The organism is Bifidobacterium sp. ESL0704, from assembly GCF_029392075.1.
Classification (GTDB): domain Bacteria; phylum Actinomycetota; class Actinomycetes; order Actinomycetales; family Bifidobacteriaceae; genus Bifidobacterium.
Map to the genome: position 1 here is coordinate 1,812,712 of NZ_CP113929.1, position 20,921 is coordinate 1,833,632.

Below are 20,921 nucleotides of genomic sequence, written 5' to 3' on the forward strand. Positions count from 1 at the left end.
TTCGACATAGCTCACTCAGACTCTTCTGCCTTCATGCCCACGGAACGCTTAAGCGATTCGGGAATCGGCACCGGCGGGATATCGGAATCGGGGCGCGACGCGTCGGAAAGCCAAAGCCCGCGTTCCGGAGACATCTTCAGATTGGCGAAGATGACCTTCAGCTCCTTCTCGTTCAGGGTTTCCTTGACGAGCAGCTGACGCACCAGCTCATCGAGCACATCGCGGTTGGCGGTGATGATCTTCCATGCCTCGGTGTGTGCGGTCTCAAGCATGTCGTGCACTTCTTCGTCGATGATATCCTGCGTACGCTCGGAGTAATCGTGGATGAAGTTGTTGGCGGAATCCTCGCCGTGGTCGGCATCGCCCCATTTGACGGCTCCCAACTTGGAGGACAGTCCGAATTCGATGACCATCTTGCGGGCGATCTGCGTCGCCTTCTCGATGTCGTTGGAGGCGCCGGTGGTCGGGTCGTGGAAGACGATCTCCTCGGCGGTGCGTCCGCCCATGGCGTAGGCGATCTGGTCCAAGAGCTCGTTGCGGGACTGCGAATAGCGATCCTGGGTAGGCATGACGGCGGTATAGCCCAAAGCACGGCCTCGCGGCAGAATCGTCACCTTCGTGACCGGGTCGGTATGGTGAAGAGCCGCGGCGACCAGCGCGTGTCCACCTTCGTGGTAGGCGGTGTTGCGCATCTCATCCAAGGCCATGCCACGCGATTGGCGCTTCGGTCCAGATTGGACGCGGTCGATGGCCTCGTCGATGGCACGATTGTCGATCAGCTGGGCTCCCACACGGGCGCACAGCAACGCCGCCTCATTCAAGACATTGGCCAGGTCGGCGCCGGTGAAGCCCGGAGTACGCACGGCCACGGTATGCAGGTCGACATCGGGGACGAACGGCTTGCCCTTGGCGTGTACCTTGAGAATTTCCTCGCGGCCTTCCAGATCCGGGGCTTCGACGGCCACCTGACGGTCGAAACGGCCGGGACGCAGCAACGCCTCGTCCAATACGTCCGGACGGTTGGTGGCGGCGATGATGATGAGGTTCGTGTCGTTGTCGAAACCGTCCATCTCGACCAGCAGCTGGTTCAGCGTCTGTTCGCGTTCGTCGTGTCCGCCGCTCATGCCCGATCCACGCTTGCGGCCGACGGCGTCGATCTCATCGATGAAGATGATGGCCGGCGCGTTCTTCTTGGCCTCGTCGAAGAGGTCACGCACACGCGAGGCACCGAGGCCGACGAACATCTCGACGAAGTCGGAACCCGCCATAGAATAGAACGGCACGCCCGCCTCGCCTGCCACGGCTCGTGCCAGCAGGGTCTTGCCGGTTCCGGGAGGGCCGTAGAGCAGCACGCCACGCGGAATGCGGGCGCCCAACGCCTTGTATTTTGAAGGATCCTTCAAAAAGTCCTTGATCTCTTCGACTTCGGCCACGGCCGCTTCCTCGCCGGCCACGTCGGAGAACTTGGTGGTCGGGGTCTTGCCGTCCAGAAGCTTGCCGTTGTCCTTCTTGCCGCCCATGCCGAGCATGCCGTTCATACCGCCGCTCATACGGCTGAACAGCCACCAGCACAGCAGCAGCAGAATCACGAACGGCAACAGGGTCGAAATCAGGTATGCCATCATCGAATCGGACTGCATGTTCGATGTCCAGCCGTTCTTCGGGTCGGCCTTCTTGACGGCCTTCAGCACCTCGGGGCCTTCGGCCAAGGTGTAATAGAACTGGACGTCGCGTCCGTAATCATGGTTGGACCTGGTGTTCGGGTCGATCTTGTTGAAGTTCTGGTCGAGTTTGAGTTTGACCATCTGCTTGTTGTCGATGATCTGGATACGATTGGCACTTCCCTGCTGGATCAGCTCCATGCCGTCCTTGGTATCGATGGTCTGTGTGCCGTTGAGATTGAACAGCTCGAAACCGGCGAACACCAAAAGTACCAATACCACGATCCACAGCACCGGCGACTGCCAGAGCGGACGCTTGTCGTTGGGGTTCCGATCGCCCTTATTGTTGTTGCGGTTGTTGTTCTTGTTGCCGTTATCAGGATTGTTGCCCCTGTTGAAGGGGTTGAAAGGATTGTTGTTATTGTTGTTCGATCCGTTTGGGTTGCCCATCGGCCCCATGGGGTTGCGAGGATTCTGAGGATAGCTCATGCTGCTGCTCCTTGGTAGACAGACGGCTTCAGTACTGCGATGGAATCAAGGTTGCGGAAATGCTCGTTATAGTCAAGACCGAAACCGACGACGAATTCATCAGGTACTTCGTAACCCTTATACTTCAGCGGCACCTCGACCTCACGGCGGGATGGTTTCTCCAGCAGCGCAAACACCTCGACGCTCGCCGCTCCGCGCTCTTTGAGCTCGCGAACCAACCAATGAAGGGTAAAACCGGAATCGATAATGTCTTCGACGATCAGAATATTGCGTCCTTTGACGTCACAGGACAAATCCTGGCGAACGGTGATTTTCCCGCTGCTTTGGGTTCCTTCCCCGTAGGTGGACAGGCTCATGAAATCCATCTGCGCGTCGATGCTCAACGCCTGTGAGAACGCGGCCAGCGTGTTCACAGCACCTTTGAGCACGGCCACAAGCAAGAGGTCCTTGCCTGCGTAGTCTTTGCTCACTTGCGCTGCCACTTCTTCGATTTTGCGCTCGATCTGTGCTTTTGACACGAGTTCATGGTCAATTTCATCCTGTACATCCGCAATTTGCATAGACACCATTTTTACACACGCGAATGACGTGTTTCTGCCTATTGACTGAATATCCTCTGGGAAGTGAAAGATCGCCCTGTCCGTGCCAGTCGACCACCAGCGCCTCGATGGACAAGACATGGTGCAAGGAAAACGGTATATCGAGCTGCGCAAGCACTCGGGCGATGACGCGACGACGAATCGCCGAATGGGCTCCAAGCAGCACATCGGCGCGTATAGCGGCTGCCGCCCCGTCGACATCGAAACGAACGGCCTGACGGCACCAATCGTCGGTCTCAAGCTCGAGAAAATCCCTGTCCACACTTGCGACGCGTGTCGCCTGCGCCAGATGCGCCGAGACATCACCATCGAAGAATTGACACAGATAGGGCATCAGAGTGTGTCTCACGCGTGAACGCAACGGATAATGTCTGGGCAATGGATCGTGTGCCGCAACCGTGTCGCCGTTGGTGGGGTCATCCCACCATTGCATTTTCAGTTCCGTGCAGATCGCGGTTGTCTGGGCACGTGTGAGGTCGAGGAACGGCCGGAGAAAACGGATGCCGTCGCGCACGAATGCAGAAGGCATACCGGCCAGTGCGTCGATGCCGGACGAACGAGTCAATGCATCCATCAACACCGTTTCCGCTTGGTCGTCACGAGTATGAGCCAGCAGCACCGCTGCGGCATCGACATCGCGCGCGACCTCGATGATGGCCTCGTAGCGCGCCTGTCGCGCGGCGTCCTCGACACTTCTGCCGTTTTCGGTCCCTTTGACATCGATGACGCGCACGATGACGGGGTCCAGTCCCAGATCTTCGCACCGCGACGCCGCAACGTGCGCGACTTGGCCGGAACCGGCCTGAAGCTGGTGGTCGACGATGACGGCCGCACAATGGATTCCCAACATCCCACAGACGATGTGGCTCATCGCCGCGAGCGCCATCGAGTCCCGCCCGCCCGAGCATGCCACCAGGATTGTCGGGGCATCGGCAAGAGCGGCATGCTCGCCGTGCTTGGCAAAGCGTGGGTCCTGCCGCTCGATTCCCGCTGCCGCAAGCGCGTTGCGAACGCAACCGATAGCCTTTTTTATCGTTGCCGAATATGCCAATTTTCGCCCCTTACAGCCCGGCCAACGCGGAGATGAAGGCGTCCACGGCTTTTCTGGCCGCCAGATAGTCCTGCGGTTGGTTGACGATGACCGCGAAGGCGAGCACCCCGCCGTTCTTGCGTGAAATATTGCCGGCCATGGAGGTGACCTGATCCAAGGAACCGGTTTTGACACGCATCAGCCCCGCAGCGCTCGAATCGGCAAGACGGTTCTTGGCAGTGCCCACCAAACCGGGGATGGACAATCCTTCGGCTGCAGCCGCTCCGGGACCGGCTTTCAGGTTGTGGCTCTGCACTTCGACCAGAGTTTTGACCTCCAGCGCGGAGCCTTCCGAGAGTCCAGAGCAATCGGCCATTTTGAGGTTCGGTGTGTCGACGCCGAGCTTGCGCAGTCTGGCCCTGACCGCCTGTGTCGCACCAACCGGGCTGTTGGCCTCGCCTGTTTTGAGCGCCAGAAGCCTGCCGAACTCTTCGATCAGAGTGTTGTCGGAATGACGCAGCGTGAAAGCCATCACCTCGGCCAGCGTCGCCGAAGAGACCGTTGCGATACGTTTGGCGTTTGCCGCGGCTTTTCCGGCGGCTGCATCGCCGTCTACGCCGATGCCTCGTTGGGTGAGCAGGGAGCCGAACACCGCCGCCGCATCATGCGCCGGCGTGGTGGACATTTCCGGGTAAGCGCTATAGAGATCCGGATCGTGTTCCACGCCTTTCCATTGCCGTCCTCCGTCGATGGCCAACGAGGAGATGCCGGTGAAATTGGTATTGCCGACGTTGTTGGAAGCGACGGCGGCCGGGGAACGAACGGCGCCGAAAAGCGTGTCGTCGTAGTTGAGGCGAACCTGGCTGATGTTCCTTTTCTTCAGCTGCGCCGCGGTGTTCTCGGCAAGGGTGGCAAGGCCGGCCCTGCCGTTGATATGGTTGGGATCGCTCGCCCCTGCGCCGAGCAGCATATCCCCGTCCGATTTGAGTGTCAGCGTCGCTTGCCCTGTAGCGCCGGCCGCAGGTTCGAGCAAGGCATTGGTATGGAAAGTCGAGCCCATATCAAGCGTCGAAGAAACAGCCAGGGCGGTCAGGGTCTTCATGGTCGAAGCCGGCTCACGGGGTGTGTCCGGAGCGCGTGAATCGACGATTTTGCCGTCGGCGTCGGCAATGGCAAGCGAAAAATCAGCTCCCAGACCGGGGGTTGCGGCAAAGGCGTTGACCACCGCCTCCGTCGCGTTTTTGTCGATCGGCTTGTCCATATCCGCCGAACCCGCGATGGACTTGGCAGGCAGGACCGATCCGGAAAAGGCAGGTGCCTCTGCCCCCGCAGGAAGTATCGTGAGGGGACCTGGAAGAACCCCAGAGACGTCACCGGCGAAATAGCCAGCCGCCACCAGCAGGGTCATCAATGCGGAAACTCCGATGCGCCACGCACGATTGCGGGATACATGAACCGTCTTGCGCGCATGTGCCCCGTACCTTGCATGAGATGATCCCGCTGTATTCACTGTCAACCGCTCCCCTATGCCTCACAAAGTTGATCTAGCCTTTGTGCGCAATGGGCTTCCATTGCGCCTTCGAGAAAATGGCCTGGAAGGAAATCGGCACGTAGCTGGCCATGTAGATGGGGAAGCTCAGCACATAGGCCAAAAGCTCCTTGTTGGTGGCACCGATCTGGCCGCGTTCGGCAAACACCGTGAGCGCTGCCAGAAGCATCATTCCCAAGAGGCCCGTACCTGCGCCTGTCAGCCATCCGGACAACGAACCGAGCTGGCTTGACCATGGGACGAAACCGAATGCGGCGAAAAGCAGACCGAGCACCACGCGCAGGACGCTGAGCACCATAAACGGGCAGATCAGCATGGTGAAATCGACCGCTGAGAAATCGCGTTCGCGCACCGCACGCTTGATCAGCTGAGGACCGTAATAGCGGAACACCTGCAGGAAGCCTTTGCTCCAACGAAGCCGCTGCCGCCAGCTTTGCATAAACGAATCAGGCTGTTCGTCGTAGAGGATGGCGGTGCCGCAATAGCCGATACGGTCGCCGTGCAGCACGGAATCCATCGTGAATTCGAGGTCTTCGGTCAGCAGATGGAACTTCCAGCCGTTGTTGCGCTGCATCACCTCGCGCGAGAACATGAATCCGGTGCCGCCGACGTGGCAACTGGAGCCGAAAACCATACGGGAGTTGTTGAGGAACCGGGATTCACGGATGAACCACAACGCGGAACCGGACGAGACCCAATTGTCGGAAAGGTTGGTGGAGTTGCGGTAGCTGGTCAGTATCTTGAAGCCTGATTGGAAGGCCTTGTTCATCTCCTCAAGATAGTGCTTGTCGAGCTTGTTGTCAGCGTCGAAAACGAAGAAAGCGTCATAGTCGTTGGCCACCCCCTTATCGATCATCGCATTGAGCAGGTAGGTCAGCGCGTATCCTTTCCCGACCTGTTGCAGATCATGGCGTTCGACGACCTTGCATCCCATCGAGCGCACCACATCGGCGGTTTTGTCGGTGCAGTTGTCGGCGACCAGCCAGATATCGACAAGACGCGAGGGGTAGGTCTGCGCCCTGATGGAATCGATGAGATTCGGGATGACGTTTTCCTCGTTGCGTGCCGAAATCAGCACGGCATAACGCTTGTCCATCGGGGCTTCGGGAAACGTGATACGGTGATGGAACAATGAAGCGACAATGCAGATCGCTTGGTAGCCAAGACTCACAGCACCCAAAATAAACATCAGGATATCAAGGATATTAAGCAATACCATTTCAGCGCCACCTGCTTCTCGGGTTATCCGTCTTTTCTTCTTCCATGTTGCCTGTGACCACTCTACCCGGGGTAGCCCCCTTGCCTTTCGTCACAGGGTCCCCGCCTTTTGCATCGCGGGCGTCTTTGGCCGCCTCCTGCCGCAGCTCCTGAGTGTCGAAATCGCCGGAACCGTCCAAATCGCCGCCCTTGAGCGGCTTGCGTGTGGCGTTCCCAGAGCCGGAAAGCACCCCCTTGGGGATGGCGATGGTCTCGGACTCGTCGAGGTCATGGCCGGTTGATCTGGCATTGGACTCGGCCGAGATGCGATAGACCTCGTCGCGCAGGTTGCGCAGGCTGTCGTCGACGGGAACACGTGCGCTCGAGCCTTTGGCGGCACGCGGCATATGCTCGGCGACCGGCTGAACCACATGTTCGTTGAACGCCTCGGCCCCGGCGACGACCTTAGATTTCTTGACCGGCTCCGGGTCGCTCATCAGCGGGGACTCCACCAGCTCGTAGCGCTTGGTATACACCTTGAACAGGGCCTGCAGGCTGGCGGTGATGGGCAGGGCGAGGAACGCGCCGAGCGCACCGAACACCGCCCCCAGGACCAATACCGACAAGAAGGCGATGGCCGGATTCAGGTCCATCGTGCGCTGCGAGACCTTGGGAGAGATGATGAGGTTCTCGATCTGCTGGTAGATGATGATGAAAACGACCACGGCCACCCCGTAGAGGAAGCCGCGCGAGGACCATGCGAAGATCACCGGCAGCGCGCCGCCGATATAGGTGCCGATGGTCGGCACGAACTGCGAGACGATGCCGCAGAACAGGGCCAACGGCAGCCAGTTGGGCACCTTGATGGCCATCAGGAATATCGAAGTGAAGAAGGCGTTGAACGCGGCGAGAATCGTACGTGAGAAAAGGAAACCGGAAATCTGGTCCTGCACGATGGTCCAAGCCAGCAGAAAGCGACGCTGCGCCACAGGGCCCAGCCACTGGCAAAGGCTCCTGCGCATCTTGGGGCCGGCGGCGGAGACATAATAGGTGACCATCACAATAGTCAGCACGTTGAGCAGTGCGCTGAACACACCCATGGTGGTGCTCAATGCCTGCCCGGCGAAATCGGTGACCCATGAGGTCTGCACATTCTTGGCGATCTCACTGCCCAAATTGGATATCTTGGGAAGCTTGAAATCGGTATATTGGGCCACAAGATGCTGCGCCTGTGCGTAGAGATCGGGAATGCCCCTGAGCATCGAGATCATCTGCACGACGAACATGTTGCCGAACAGCCCCAACAAGGCAAGCACGATAACGATAAGGCCCACCAGGCATACGGCTGCCGCGGCCCCTCGTTTCCATCCGTGACGCACGAGGCGGACGACCAAGGGTTCCATGGCGAGCGCCACAAAAACCGAAATGACGATGTCGAGGACGATGAACGCGACCTTGCTCCAGGACCTGAAGAGGAAGATACAGACGAACACCGCTATCGCGGTATACAGCAGGGCACGCCCCCACCAATCCGGAGGCCTGCGGGAATCACCCTTCTGCGGGAACACCGACGCAAAATCTATCTTCTGGCTTTCGGCACCGTCGGCCTTTTGTCCACGTTCTTTCATGATCTTCAATCCTACCCCGCCCCATGTGTAGACGACTGGGAATATCCTGTTATATTATGATAAGAATATCCATTGTGATACCTGCGTACAACGAACAGGACCGCATCGTCAACTGTCTGGCGAATGCGGTGTGTCAATCCGTTGCACCCTACGAAATCATTGTCGTTGACAATAAGTCAACCGATCGAACCTGCGAACTTGTGCAACGATTTATTGACCAACAGTCTAATCCATCGCTGATCAAATTGGTCCATCAGGATAACGAACAGGGGCTCGTCCCCACGCGTAATTTCGGTTTCTCCGTGGCGAGCGGCGACGTATACGGCCGCGTCGATGCGGACTGCATGCTCAAACCCGACTGGGTCAAGGTCGTCACCGACATCTTCGAGCGAGACCCCGACGCCATGGGCGCCACGGGCCCTGCGGTCTATTACGACATGCCTGCAGGGCGCCTTGGCCTGAAAGGCGATGACAAGGTACGCAAGATCACCTATCGCGCCGACAATGGCAAGGTGCTGCTGTTCGGCTCCAACATGGCGGTTCGAGCCAGCGCCTGGGAGAAAATCAAGGACAAGGTGTGCCGCGACAAACCCGATATCATGCACGAGGACATCGATATCTCCCTGCATCTGCTCGACCAGGGGCTGAAAACCGTCTACTGCGAAAAGATGATCACCGGGGTCAGCGCACGTCGTATGGATTCCTCCTTCTCCTCATTCCGCAAGTACATGCAGCGTTTCCAGAACACGTTCGACGCCCATCCGAACCATACGCGGGCGCACGATACCGAACGCACGCTGTACGTGCTCTATCCGGCGGTGCGCGTCTTCTATCCGGTCTACCAGAAATACCTCAATCACAGATGCGTCAATCCGGCTCGACGCATCTGGAGCCGCGAACAGCACAAATTGGGCAGTCGGCCGCTCAATTAAAGTATTCCTGCAATGAAATCGAAACAGTTCGGTTTCAAGGTGTAGACTGTACATTTGTATCACAGATCGCTGTTGTCGCGTCAGAAGATTTTCCTCCCGCGACAACAGCGATCATGCAGATGCCGACGGATCGTATACCAAAGACGGAGAGTGCAAATGGAAACGCAACTGGTTGCGTGGGGCTGGCAGGCCCTGTATCTTTTCGAGGCATTGGTTTTATCGACTTCCATCGGCCTTGAGCGGCAGGCCAAACACAAGGACGCCGGAACACGAACCCACGCCTTGGTGGGCGTCGGCTCGGCGTTGTTCGTCATCATCAGCAAATACGGCTTCCTGGACGTGCTCACGGCCTCCCCCAACATCCGTGTGGATGCGGCTCGCGTGGCCGCCCAGATCGTCTCCGGCATCGGCTTCATCGGCGCCGGCGTCGTGTTCACCCAACGTTCCCACGTACGAGGCCTGACCACGGCCGCCTCCATCTGGATGACCGCGGCCATCGGCTCGGCGTGCGGGGCAGGCCAGTTTGTGCCGGCACTGACCTGCACAATCCTTTATTTCCTGGCGGTGACGCTGTTGCCCTTCCTCACCAGGCTGATCGCGCCCGGCATCGGAAACGACGACATCCTGCGTCTGAGATACCGCGACGGACACGGCATCTTACGTTCGATTCTTTCGGTCTGCGCCCAGCACGGGGTCTCCGTCGAAGGATTTTCAACCAGAAAATCCAAAAACGAGGACGAGGAGGAAGATCCCGGCAGCCGTGGCCATGTGGTCTCCGCCGACCTCGAAGTACGCGGACGCGACAGCAGGGAGCTCATCGGCGACCTGAGCAATATCGACGGAGTGATTTCCGTCACAAGAATCAACAATAACGACTGATTCATTGCCGATAATCCCCTTTTTAGGGCATCTTTACGGGAATTCAGCGATTACTGCAATGGGTTAATATCGGACAGATGCTATATTGGGTACGTTCGTCTGATTACTAAAGAGTTTCGAGAGGTCAGGTTGAGTATGCCAAATCAACAGGGGCTCCTGTTGCGCGATGATCTGAAACGCGTGGTGGAGACGTTGCACTCCGAAGAGGACAATGTCACTCCGTATCGCGAGGATTACCGCCACTTGCTTGATAACCATGGCAAGATGATCCGGGCTTCTGTGGTATTGCTGTTCTCCTATGCCACGCAACCAGACAGCCCGCAACCCGCAAGCAAAGACGTGGTCACAGGAGCGGCCGCCATCGAGATGCTGCATCTGGCCACCTTGGTGCACGACGACGTGCTTGACAACGCCTCGGTGCGACGCAACCAGCCGACGGTGCAAACGATACGTGGCAACAAGGCCGCGATTTATCTTGGCGACCTCATCCTTTCGCGCTATATGGAAATCATGTCCATCATCTCTCCGGACAAGGCCTTCATCTCCGAGCAGGCCCACACCGTCAACGAGATCGTATCCGGCGATTTGCTGCAGGAATGTGCGCGACACGACACCAGCACCACCAAGGAATACTATGAACGGGCCATCGCCGGCAAAACAGCGGCGCTTTTCCGCCTAGCCGCACTCACCGGCATCAAACTGAGCGTCAGCGAGTCCTCGCAGCTGTCTCTGGACCAAGCCAAGACATTCGGTTTGCATTTGGGTATGGCTTTCCAGATTCTCGATGACGTGGAGGACTTCAACGTCGCGCACGACACCGGCAAGCCGAAGCTTGAAGACATCCGCGACGGCATCTACACACTGCCCGTCATCCTGGCGCTTGCGGACGATTCCTCGTTTGCGGATATCATCAAACTCGAAGATCCGCTGCAGGTGCTCGACTATTTCAAGGTCCACCCGCAGTTCATCAAAGGCGCCAAAGACGAGGCGCTCAGGCATTTGCAAATCTCAAAGGCCGTGATTACGGACAACACCTACCCGTCGATCAACGCGGGCACCGCCAAGGCGCTGACCAATGTCATCGACAGGCTCATCAAGACAATCTGAATCCGCGAGCAAACCGATATAAACAGAACATAGACAATAATTGACGGGCAGAGGCTTATGCAAGCCGTCTGCCCGTCAATCTATATCGTCGCATATCGCCGGATGTTGCTCTTGTGACCGGCCATTGCCGGACTTCTCGTTGTTCTTACCTTCAGCGCACTGTTTCCAGCTCGCCGACGTCCATGCGGTAGAGCTCGCGGAAACGCTCGTTGGTGCGGTAGAGCTCGGTGGGGGCGCCCTGCATGGCGATTTTGCCGTTGTCGAGGAAGATGACCTTGTCGGACTGTTCCAGACCTTGCAGATGGTGGGTGACCCAGAGCATCGTGCGCTCGCCTGCTGCGGAGAAAATCATCGACATCAGCTCACGCTCGGTAACCGGGTCGAGGCCGATGGTAGGCTCATCCAGCAGGATCACCGGCGTATCCTTCAAGACGATACGTGCAAGTGCGATGCGCTGGCGCTGGCCGCCGGAGAATCGCTGGCCGGCTTCATTCACGGACGTGCCTATGCCATCGGGAAGAGCCGCGACCGTCTCATCAAGCTGCACGGCCTTGAGCGCCGCCCATACGTCCTCATCGGTGGCGTCGGGTGCGCCCAGACGCACGTTCTGCGCGATGGTGGAGTTGAAAAGGAACGCCTGCTGGTTCAGGTAGCCGAAGATGCGGGCACGTTCGTCCTGCAACGCCGCGACGGGAATGCCGTTGATAGTGATGCTGCCCTGCTGAGGGACCAGATCGCCCAGCAACAGCTGGAGAATCGTGGTTTTGCCTTCGCCGCTGGGGCCAAGCAGCGCCACCTTTTCACCTGCCTTGATATGCAGGGTGAAATCGTCAAGCAACGTCGGCTGGCCGGGGCCATAGGCGAAGGTGACATGGTCGAAATCGATCGCCTCGATCGGGCCGCTGAGCTTGCGCTGCTCGACCGGTTCCGCTTGACGAGACTCGACACGATCGGTCAGGTCATTCAGGTGTTCGAGCGAATCGCTGTACAGCGGCACTTCGGCGGCGGCCTGGGCCACGTTGATGAAGCAGTCGACGAGCGGGAAGACCGCAAGCACGATGGAAGCGGACCAATCGGCGACGGACTTGGAACCGGTCATCGTCATTGCCGCACCGACCATCAGGCCGATGGCGATGATGCCGAAAACAACCTGGATGGCGAAGTTGCGCCAGCGTTCGAAGGTCTTCTGCTGGTCCTTGCTCTCCTGGATGCGCCGATACTCCTCGGCTCCGATGGAGACGAAATCCTTGTCCTTGTGGGTGATGACCCAGTCGCTCAGGCCGAGGTAGCTTTCGGTGACCTTGGTGTATTCCTGAGCCTGCTGCTGCTTCTCCAACGCGAAATGACCGGTCGAGAAACTCAGCGAAACCAACGGGATGAGAATCAGGACCAACGCCAGCATCAGGAAGAGCAACAGCGAGGAGACCCACGAGAAGACGCCCATGGCTATGGTGACGATAATCCAAAGGATATAGGCCACTACGGTCGGGAAGATGGTGCGCAGGTAGAAGTTCTCAAGGTGGTCGAGATCGTCCGCCAGAAGGCTCAGAACGCTTCCTGTGCGCTCGTGCTCGTTGAGGAAGGCGGCGTCTTTGGAAAGTGTGCGGTAGAGCTGTACGCGCAGCTTGGAGATGACGTGAAGCACCCAGTCGTGGCTTTTGAGCTGTTCGACGTATTTGAAGACGGGCCTACCGATGCCGAAGGCACGGGTCAGGACGATCGGCACATAGACCAGAAGGATGTTATAGGGCATGCGCGCCGAACGGTTGATGAGGTAACCGGCGGTGAACATCAGGGCCGCAGCGCAGACGAACGTCATGGACCCCAAGAAGAAGATCAGAGCGAGCTTACGCTTGTTTTCCCTCAAGTACGGCCAGAACCAATGGTCGTTGTCCCAGATCTTGAGGTAGTCGCGTAGCGTGGTCTTTCCGCCTTGTGCCGCCGTGGCCGTAGCTGCAGGATGCATGGCTGCTGTCGATGCGTCGATGTTGTTCATTTCGTTGCCGTTCTTGCTGCCGCTTTTTGATGGGTTCATACTTGATGCCGTAAGCTTCTCAGTCGAGGTATTGGCCAATCTGGTTGCCTCCCATCTCGCTGATGAGGCGGTCGAGGGGACCACCGGAGCCGATGAGTTCTTTTGGTGAGCCGGATTCGACCACCTTGCCCTTGTCGAGCACCAGCACCTGATCGACGTTGGCGAGCCAGTGCAGGCGGTGCGTGGCCAGGATGACCAAGTGGTTGTCCATAATCGGCAGCAAGGTCTTTTTCAAGTCATATTCGGTTTCGATATCGAGGTGTGCGGTGGGCTCGTCAAAAAGCAGGACCTCACGCGACTTGTCGAGCAGGACCCGGGCAAGCGCGATGCGCTGGGCCTGGCCACCGCTGATGCCTCGGTTGCCCTCCCCTATTAAGGTGCCTAACCCATCGGCAAGTTCATCCAACCACTGGTCGAGCCCGGCTTCGTGCGCGGCCGCCCGGACGTCCTGCTCGCTGGCGTCGTTGACGTAGAAACGGATGTTGTCGGCGATCGATCCATTGAAGATATAAGGCGTCTGGGGAATATAGCTGATGTGGCGCTGCCAGGCCACGGCATTGAAGTTCTTGAGCGGCCTGCCGTCAAGTTCGATGGACCCTGCATAAGGGCTATTGAATCCGGCGAGCAGATTGACCAGTGTCGATTTGCCGGCACCGGATTTGCCGATGACGGCGATTTTGCCGTACCCCTTGAGGTCCATCGAAAGATGGTGCAACGCATCCGGCTGGACGGCTGCTTGGGTTTCGGAAGTGTCGGTTTCGGCTTGAGCCGGATTTGCGTCTTGATCGCTGTCGCCCTCACGCTGCTGTTCCACAGCGTTCATCGCGACATTGTGACTTGCCATGCTCTGGCCCTCGTCCTCGCCTTTCGGCTTGCTGCCGGCAGGATAGGCAAAGTCGACATCTTCGAGTTTGAGTTCGCTGTCGGCCTTCCAGCCGTCCCATTCGGTTTCGGTGTCTTGCGGCGTTTCCGGGCTGTCGATGAAGCTCATGATGTCGTGCAGGGCGTTCTTGCCGTCGAGCGTGGCGTGGTAGTTGTCGCCGAACTGGCGCACGGGCAGGAAATAGTCGGGAGCCATGATCAGCGCGAACATGGCCGGGAAAAGCGGCATGGTGCCGTTGACCAGCCTCAGACCAAGGAAAACCGCCATGATGGCGATGCCGAGCGTGGTGAACCAGTCAAGAGCGAAGGTCGAGGTCATGGCCACTTTGAGCACGTCGATGGTACGCTTGCGGAAGCGTTCGCTGACGCTGTAGATCTCGCCTTCGTATTCCTTGTCGACACCGAGCATTTTCAAGGTCGGCAGACCGAGGATGCTGTCGACGAATTTGGTGTTGAGAATATTGAATTGGTCATACTGTTTGTTGGAACGGTCGCGTGCGGCCAGTCCCAGAATGACCATGAAGAAAATAATCAGAGGATACATCAGCAGCAGAACCAGGCCACTGACCCAATCCTGCCACCAGACGGCAATCAGGATGACCAGCGAGATCAGCATCATGTCGGTCATCTTCGGCAGAAGAATCTCGATATAGTGTTCGACCTGATCGAGGCCGTCAATCAGCATCGTCACCGTTGAGCCGGTGCCGCGTGAGGCCAAAGCCGATGGCCCCAGCCTGAAGATCTTGTGTTGCAGCTGCGGACGAATCTGCCCGGCCACGTATTTGCCGTACTTGCTGGAAATGTGTTGCTTGGCCACATCACACAGATGACGCAGCGCATAGAAGGCAATGAATTCCAAAGACGGACCTATGAGGGTGGAAACCGCGTGGAGCTTCCATATCTCCACCAGCCCCCGAGCCAAACCATGGGCCTGCCCGACGATGGACAACGCCTGCACCAACGAAAGCAGGGCCAAAAGCCCCATACGTTGCCGCACCCCGTCAAATCTGAATAGACTTTTATCGATCACGACCAGTCCCAACTACTAACGAATATTCCTAAGACAAAGAAAGCCCGATACTCCCCCGCACCAATGAATATTATTGCACATTCATCGCTGCGGGATAAGAGTATCGGGCATTGAGCTAACTTTCAATCGAAAGAGCGAACATCAGTCCGTCACTCGGCCAAAGCCGCCTTGATGGCTTCCGGAGAATTGTCCGTGAGCAAACGCTTGCGCTGGATGAAATAGGACCAGCTGAAGTAGATCAGGACAATCGGCAGCAAGCAGCAAAGCACGATGGTCATGATTTCCAGTGTGTACTGCGAAGACGAAGCCGCAGATACGGCCAGGCTCTTGGACGGATCGGTCGCGATCATCACGTTCGGGAAAAGCCCGTTGAAGATGAAGGCGATGATACCGGCAAGGGTGACGCCCGAAGCGAGGAAGGCAAAGCCTCCGCGCTTCTTGTTGGCTGCGAGATGACCACAGATCGTCGCGGCCAGGATGACTACGGTGATCAGCAGTGTGGACTTGGTGCGACGCTGATAGAAATCAGTGAAGAAGAACGCCAGAATGACGAAGACCACAAGCGCCGGATAGGCGATCCAGTAGGCCTTCTTCGAGGTGTTGAGCATTCTCGCAGACGTATTCTCGTCGAGCTTGAGGCTCAGGAAGTGCAGACCATGCAGGAAGCTGAAGAACACCACAGCCACGCCCCCGACGATGGAGAGCAGGTTGACCACGTCGAAGAAACCGGCGTGAACATTGCCCTGAGCATCCATCGGAACGCCCTGGATGACGCTGGTGAGCATCATGCCGAGTCCGAACGGCGCGATGACGCTGCCCGCGAAGTTGGCCCACTGCCAGACGCTGCGTTCACGCTCGGTGATGGCGTGTGAGGCGAACTCGAAGGAGACGCCGCGCAGGATCAGACCGACCAACACGATGAAGAGCAGCAGGTAGTAGCCGGAGAAGAGGCTTGCATACCACAGCGGGAAGGACGCGAACATGGCGCCGCCGCCGGTGATGAGCCAGACCTCATTACCGTCCCAGTGCGGGCCGATCGCACGCATGTACAGCGCACGTTCGTCACCGTTATGGGCCAGCACACGGGTGGCCATACCGACACCGAAATCGATGCCGTCGAGGAACAGGAAGATGGCGAACACCAAAGCAATCACAAAGAACCACAGCAATTGCAGGAAATTGTTGCCATCGATCAATGGCTTAGCGAGAAACTCAGTCATGCCAACGCCACCTTTCTGTTAGCCGCGTGAGCTCCGACATATGAACCCGCGGTAGCTGTCTTAGCATCTTCCGGCTCCGGCCCCTGATGGAGCACGCGACGAGAATAGAAGATCATCACGCCGCCCATGAGGCAGAAGAGCAGGAAGTAGACGATATTGGTAATCAGCAAGCTGGCCACCGTAGCCGTCGGAGAGACAGCATCGGCGATGGTCTGCAGGCCATAGACGATCCACGGATAACGGCCGAGCTCGGTGATGAGCCAGCCACCGGTGGTGCCGATGAACGGCAGATAGGTGCAGACACCCAGCACCCAGAGCTTCCAGCGGCTGTCCGCCAGGGTGTTCTTGGAAGCGCGGGTGAACCAAAGCACGCAGATGGCGAGGATCAACACGGCGAACCCGACGGCGGCCATGAAGCGGAAGCTCCAGAACAGCACATTGGCAGGCACGTAATAGTTCGAAATCTCAGGATGCTCGATGCCGTTCTTGATGATCTTGCCGTTCTCGCTCTTGAAGAGTTCATTCAGGGTGTTCATGCCCTGAATGGTTCCGCCATAGAGCTTATGGAAAGCAAGCAGGGAGAGCATGCCAGGGATCTCGAGGCCGGCAGCGGTATGGCTGCCTTCGTTCATGAAGCCGACGACCATCCATGGCGCCGGGCTCTTGAGATCATTGTAAATACCCTCGGTGGCCGCGAACTTCATCGGCTGATCCTTGATGATCTCCAAGGTCTGCAGGTCGCCGGTGATGATGACGAGAATCGAGCCGATCAGCGCGATGATGGCGCCGACACGAATCGAACGGGTGAAGAAGGCGCGGTCAGCATTCTTGTGCATGAAGCCGAAAGCGCTCATGCCGACCACAACCATACCGCCGAGCATCAACGCGCCCGTAGCGATATGGGGGAACTCACGCCAGAGCTGGGGATTGCCGACAACAGCGGCGAAATTCGTCATCTCGGCATGTCCGGTCTTCTTGTTGATACCGAAGCCCACAGGGTTCTGCATGAAGCTGTTGGCCGCGAGAATCCAAATGGCCGAAACCGTGGAGCCCAACCAGGTCAGCCAGATGAAGACAACGTGTGCGCCTGGCTTGAAGCGGTTCCAAGTGAACATCCAGACGCCGATGAACGTGGATTCCATGAAGAACGCCAGAAGAGCCTCAATGGCCAACGGCGCCCCGAAGATGTCGCCCATGAAACGCGAGTAGTTCGACCAGTTCATACCGAACTGGAATTCCTGAATGATGCCGGTCACCACGCCAACAGCGAAGCTCAGAAGGAAAATCTTCCCCCAGAACTGCGCCATACGCTTATAAATGTATTTCCGCTTCGCTACGTATAACGTTTCCATTACCGCCACTGTAAATGCCAGGCCAATGGATAACGGCACGAAGAAGAAGTGGAAGACCGTCGTCATCGCGAACTGGAATCGCGATAACCCTAAAACAGTCATTTTTATCCTTTCTTCCCAACTATTCCTTACTTATAAAAGCATGGAATCAATCACTTTTCAGCATAGTACCAATATTGGTCAACTCCAAGACGGCACGATCGGCGATGAGCTTTTTCGCAACACTGGCAATCCATCCCTTAAGGTTCCAATGTCCGAACATGTCAATCGATGCAATCCCCGCAGTCGGTCCCAACGAGCATACCGTACCGAGAGCCTTGAAAACGAATTTCTTCGTGGGCTGCCCGTTCATCAGCGCGACCAGATTTTCTGCTGCACAATCGGCCTGGATGATGGAGATCTGGGCGGTCGTGGGGTACAGACGGCCGTTATACGGGTTCGTGACGGCGGAGACATCGCCGATAAGGAATTGGTCAGGCTGACCGTTGACGCGCAGATCATCGGCGACCACCACGCGGTTGCGCTTCTCGTCGTAACCGGAATCGGCGATGACATGGCTGCCGTGCACGCCGGTCGTCCAGATGATGGTATTGGCCGGGAATTCCTGGTCGTTGCTCATCACGGCATTCGGCTTTACCTCGGTGATGGGGGTGGACACATGGAAGGTCACGCCCTTTTTCTCAAGATACTTGACCCCCCACTGGGCCAGACTCGGTTCGAACATACCGAGGATCTTCGGCCCGGCTTCGATGCAGTCGATCTTGGCCTCACTTAGAGGGAAACCATATTCCTTGGCAAGGCGTGGAAGGCGATAGACGAGCTCGCCGATGTATTCGATACTGGTGAAGCCCGCGCCGCATACGATGATACGCAGGTCGTTGGGATCGTGACTGGTCTGGTAACGCTTCAACGTGTCTTCAAGATGCTTGCGAGCCGCAAGCGCGGTATCGATGTCGATGATCGGCCAACCGTTCTCTTCGGCACCCGCGATGCCGAAGGTCTCGGACTCGAAGCCCAGGGCGTTGACCAGAAAATCATAGTGAAGCGGCTCGCTGTTCTTAAGCTCGATGCTTTTGGCGTCCTGGTCGATGCGGACCACCTCGTCGATGATCACCTGGACGTTCTTCTTACTGGCGAATACCTGTTTGACGTCGAAAGTGATATCCGCAGGTTCCTTGGTTCCCGCGGCGACTTCGTGGAGCTGAGTTGACTGATAATGATACGGATTTTTGTTCACCAGTACGATTTGCGCATCTACGTCTGAACCGGCTAATTTCTTAACGGTACGCATCCCTGCGTAGCCTGCTCCAAGAACGACGATTCTCTTCATTCCGATCACTTTTCCTTATAGCTCAATCACAAAAAAGGATGGGTTCTTGTCAAACTCCATCATTGTCAATACGCTTCAACAATATATGAAAAGCTGAACAAAAAACGATTAAAATGGCATAAATAACCGGCTGAAAACCATTTTCACGCTCTTTTATGCAATATATCACTTCTGAAGGCTTTTTCGTTTCATAATACCGTTTTTGCGACATAAAATGATGGTTTTATCGCCCGCAAAAGCCCCCAAACATCGTTTGATATGTCATACATCGAAACAGCAATGAGGGCATACCGCAAGATTGGCACTTGCAATACACCCTCAAGATTTCTGGTTGGCCATGCCTCTAGCGGTTGACAGCCGGCCACATCTTTTTCGATATCGTTGCCCACCCGTTACGGCACGTCCGTCCGGTACCGACGTCCGTCAAAAAGAGACGTCGGCACCGCAAAGATCATTCCTTCATGATGCCGGGCATATCCGTCAGCTCGGTGACCGAACGATCGGCGACAGCTTTCTTGGCGACAGATGCCTTGGCGCCCTTGAGCTTCCAATGGCCGCCCATATCAACCTCGGCGATGCCGGTCTTGGGTCCAAGCGAGCAAAGCGTGCCAAGGGACTTGTAGACGAACTTCTTCGGATCCGTGCCATTGATACGCGCGATGACGTTCTCCGCGGCGGTGTCGGCCTGTGCGATGGAAATCTGGGCGGTGGTCGGATACAGACGACCATTGTCCGGATTCGGAACACCGGAGACGTCGCCGACGAGGAACTGATCGGGATGGCCCTTAATCGACAGATCGTCCTCTACGACCACGCGGTTGCGCTTCTGGTCGTAACCGGAATCGGCGATGACGTGGCTACCGCGCACGCCGGTCGTCCAGATGATGGTATTGGCCGGGAAAGCGGTGTCGTTGCTCATGACGGCATCGGGTTTGACTTCGGTGATCGGCGTGGCCGTATGGAACGTGACGCCGTGGTCCTCGAGGTACTTGACGCCCCAATCGGCCAGCTTCTGGTCGAACATCGGCAGGATCTTCGGCGTCGCCTCGATGCAGTCGATCTTCACTTTATCAATCGGGAAATCATATTCCTTCGCCAGATCAGGCAGCCGGTAGACCAACTCGCCCAAGTACTCGATGGAAGTGAACCCTGCGCCGCAGACCACGATATGCAAATCGTTTTCGTCGTGGCTGGTCTTGTAGTTCTTCAGGGTGTCCTCAAGATGCTTGCGTGCGGCTACGGCGGTATCGATGTCGATAAGCGGCCAGCCGTTTTCCTCGGCTCCCTTGATGCCGAACGTCTCGGACTCGAAGCCCAGAGCGTTGATCAGATAATCGTAGGCAAGCGGGTTGGAACCCTTCAGCTCGACCTTTTTGGCGTCCTGATCGACCTTGGTGACCTCATCGATGATCACCTTGACCTTGGGATCCACGGCCTTGCGTATATCAAACGTGATCTGATCGGGTTCCTTGGTACCCGCGGCGACCTCATGCAGCTCAGTGGACTGATAGTGATACGGATTCTTGTTGACCAGGATGATATCAGCATCGACATTGGACTTGGCAAGTTGCTTCGCCGCACGCATTCCGCCGTAACCTGCGCCAAGAATAACAATCGTAGCCATTGTAAACCCCCTTCGTTGGGAATTGTATAAGAGCAAATACATATATACCGTGTATCGCTCTTGTCTAGTAATTACAGTCTTAAAATATCTGTTTACCGGAGAAAAAACGATTGAATTTGCACAATCAGATACTTTTCTGCACCAACCGAATAGCCAATATGACATATTTCACAAACGGCGCCAAGCAGAACAGCGAAGTGACGGCGACCACTTCCATGAGACGAAATCCGTCACCGCAACAAAGAACAATCACCACATTCATAAAAGCATCGACCCGGGAAAAATCCTGCCGGGCTTCGGCAGGGCCGAGAAGCTATCGAAGACTTCGTCCCACTGAAAATCACTCGGTATTATCATAGTGAAAAATTGAGTTCAGT

15 protein-coding genes are annotated in these 20,921 nt (G+C 57.0%); 3 read left to right on the forward strand and 12 right to left on the reverse strand.

Features of this window, described 5'->3' with window-relative positions; translation table 11 throughout:
• Nucleotides 1-11: 11 nt before the first annotated feature.
• From ftsH to OZX64_RS06590, 6 genes are read right to left on the reverse strand one after another with little or no spacing between them, the layout of a single operon-like run.
• Nucleotides 12-2,150 (reverse strand): ATP-dependent zinc metalloprotease FtsH, encoded by a 2,139-nt coding sequence (gene ftsH / locus OZX64_RS06565; protein WP_277157034.1) that lies wholly within the window; start codon nucleotides 2,148-2,150, stop codon nucleotides 12-14.
• The gene (gene hpt, locus OZX64_RS06570; RefSeq protein ID WP_277172201.1) at nucleotides 2,147-2,710 is read right to left on the reverse strand and encodes a hypoxanthine phosphoribosyltransferase; all 564 of its coding nucleotides are present in this window, start codon (nucleotides 2,708-2,710) and stop codon (nucleotides 2,147-2,149) included. Before hpt ends, ftsH begins: the two co-directional genes overlap by 4 nt.
• Complete coding sequence (gene tilS, locus OZX64_RS06575; protein ID WP_277172203.1) at nucleotides 2,685-3,800, reverse strand: tRNA lysidine(34) synthetase TilS; 1,116 nt, start codon at nucleotides 3,798-3,800, stop codon at nucleotides 2,685-2,687. Before tilS ends, hpt begins: the two co-directional genes overlap by 26 nt.
• A gap of 10 nt (nucleotides 3,801-3,810) precedes the next feature.
• Complete coding sequence (locus OZX64_RS06580) at nucleotides 3,811-5,289, reverse strand: D-alanyl-D-alanine carboxypeptidase (RefSeq protein ID WP_277175012.1); 1,479 nt, start codon at nucleotides 5,287-5,289, stop codon at nucleotides 3,811-3,813.
• A 34-nt stretch (nucleotides 5,290-5,323) separates the two neighbouring features.
• On the reverse strand, nucleotides 5,324-6,547 hold the full coding sequence (locus tag OZX64_RS06585; RefSeq protein WP_277157031.1) for a glycosyltransferase: 1,224 nt from the start codon (nucleotides 6,545-6,547) through the stop codon (nucleotides 5,324-5,326).
• Nucleotide 6,548: 1 nt separating this feature from the next.
• Entirely contained in the window at nucleotides 6,549-8,153 is a 1,605-nt protein-coding gene (locus OZX64_RS06590) for an AI-2E family transporter (RefSeq protein WP_277172206.1), read from the reverse strand.
• Between the two features lie 56 nt (nucleotides 8,154-8,209).
• On the opposite strand from OZX64_RS06590, the gene OZX64_RS06595 reads away from it, so the two are divergent.
• The 3 genes from OZX64_RS06595 (at nucleotide 8,210) to OZX64_RS06605 (ending at nucleotide 11,071) form a co-directional block, all read left to right on the forward strand.
• Nucleotides 8,210-9,085, forward strand: a complete 876-nt coding sequence (locus OZX64_RS06595) for a glycosyltransferase family A protein (protein WP_277172208.1) — start codon at nucleotides 8,210-8,212, stop codon at nucleotides 9,083-9,085.
• A 156-nt stretch (nucleotides 9,086-9,241) separates the two neighbouring features.
• Nucleotides 9,242-9,964 carry an MgtC/SapB family protein gene (locus OZX64_RS06600; protein WP_277172210.1) on the forward strand — a complete coding sequence of 241 codons (723 nt, stop codon included), beginning with the start codon at nucleotides 9,242-9,244 and terminating at the stop codon, nucleotides 9,962-9,964.
• A gap of 135 nt (nucleotides 9,965-10,099) precedes the next feature.
• Entirely contained in the window at nucleotides 10,100-11,071 is a 972-nt protein-coding gene (locus OZX64_RS06605) for a polyprenyl synthetase family protein (protein ID WP_277172212.1), read from the forward strand.
• A gap of 151 nt (nucleotides 11,072-11,222) precedes the next feature.
• Here the strand turns inward: OZX64_RS06605 and cydC are convergent, their stop codons facing one another.
• The 6 genes from cydC to OZX64_RS06635 all read right to left on the reverse strand — a co-directional run bounded on the left by cydC (nucleotide 11,223) and on the right by OZX64_RS06635 (nucleotide 20,544).
• Nucleotides 11,223-13,106 carry a thiol reductant ABC exporter subunit CydC gene (gene cydC / locus OZX64_RS06610; protein WP_277172214.1) on the reverse strand — a complete coding sequence of 628 codons (1,884 nt, stop codon included), beginning with the start codon at nucleotides 13,104-13,106 and terminating at the stop codon, nucleotides 11,223-11,225.
• Between the two features lie 19 nt (nucleotides 13,107-13,125).
• The gene (locus OZX64_RS06615) at nucleotides 13,126-14,985 is read right to left on the reverse strand and encodes an ABC transporter ATP-binding protein/permease (RefSeq protein ID WP_277172216.1); all 1,860 of its coding nucleotides are present in this window, start codon (nucleotides 14,983-14,985) and stop codon (nucleotides 13,126-13,128) included.
• Nucleotides 14,986-15,167: 182 nt separating this feature from the next.
• Complete coding sequence (gene cydB / locus OZX64_RS06620; RefSeq protein ID WP_277172218.1) at nucleotides 15,168-16,238, reverse strand: cytochrome d ubiquinol oxidase subunit II; 1,071 nt, start codon at nucleotides 16,236-16,238, stop codon at nucleotides 15,168-15,170.
• Nucleotides 16,235-17,692, reverse strand: a complete 1,458-nt coding sequence (locus OZX64_RS06625; RefSeq protein WP_277157023.1) for a cytochrome ubiquinol oxidase subunit I — start codon at nucleotides 17,690-17,692, stop codon at nucleotides 16,235-16,237. The genes cydB and OZX64_RS06625 overlap by 4 nt, the downstream gene beginning before the upstream one ends.
• Before the next feature lie 46 nt (nucleotides 17,693-17,738).
• Entirely contained in the window at nucleotides 17,739-18,920 is a 1,182-nt protein-coding gene (locus OZX64_RS06630; protein WP_277157022.1) for an NAD(P)/FAD-dependent oxidoreductase, read from the reverse strand.
• A 451-nt stretch (nucleotides 18,921-19,371) separates the two neighbouring features.
• Nucleotides 19,372-20,544, reverse strand: coding sequence for an NAD(P)/FAD-dependent oxidoreductase (locus OZX64_RS06635; RefSeq protein ID WP_277172220.1), 1,173 nt, complete (start codon nucleotides 20,542-20,544; stop codon nucleotides 19,372-19,374).
• Nucleotides 20,545-20,921 lie beyond the last annotated feature (377 nt).

Excerpts from the sequence above, each read along its gene's own strand:
- ftsH (WP_277157034.1), bottom strand. The coding sequence starts at position 2,150 with ATGAGCTATCCTCAGAATCCTCGCAACCCCATGGGGCCGATGGGCAAC.
- OZX64_RS06590 (WP_277172206.1), bottom strand. The coding sequence starts at position 8,153 with ATGAAAGAACGTGGACAAAAGGCCGACGGTGCCGAAAGCCAGAAGATA.
- cydC (WP_277172214.1), bottom strand. The coding sequence starts at position 13,106 with ATGAACCCATCAAAAAGCGGCAGCAAGAACGGCAACGAAATGAACAAC.
- hpt (WP_277172201.1), bottom strand. The coding sequence starts at position 2,710 with ATGCAAATTGCGGATGTACAGGATGAAATTGACCATGAACTCGTGTCA.
- OZX64_RS06600 (WP_277172210.1), top strand. The coding sequence starts at position 9,242 with ATGGAAACGCAACTGGTTGCGTGGGGCTGGCAGGCCCTGTATCTTTTC.
- OZX64_RS06605 (WP_277172212.1), top strand. The coding sequence starts at position 10,100 with ATGCCAAATCAACAGGGGCTCCTGTTGCGCGATGATCTGAAACGCGTG.
- OZX64_RS06635 (WP_277172220.1), bottom strand. The coding sequence starts at position 20,544 with ATGGCTACGATTGTTATTCTTGGCGCAGGTTACGGCGGAATGCGTGCG.
- OZX64_RS06630 (WP_277157022.1), bottom strand. The coding sequence starts at position 18,920 with ATGAAGAGAATCGTCGTTCTTGGAGCAGGCTACGCAGGGATGCGTACC.
- OZX64_RS06595 (WP_277172208.1), top strand. The coding sequence starts at position 8,210 with ATGATAAGAATATCCATTGTGATACCTGCGTACAACGAACAGGACCGC.
- cydB (WP_277172218.1), bottom strand. The coding sequence starts at position 16,238 with ATGACTGAGTTTCTCGCTAAGCCATTGATCGATGGCAACAATTTCCTG.
- OZX64_RS06585 (WP_277157031.1), bottom strand. The coding sequence starts at position 6,547 with ATGGTATTGCTTAATATCCTTGATATCCTGATGTTTATTTTGGGTGCT.
- OZX64_RS06625 (WP_277157023.1), bottom strand. The coding sequence starts at position 17,692 with ATGACTGTTTTAGGGTTATCGCGATTCCAGTTCGCGATGACGACGGTC.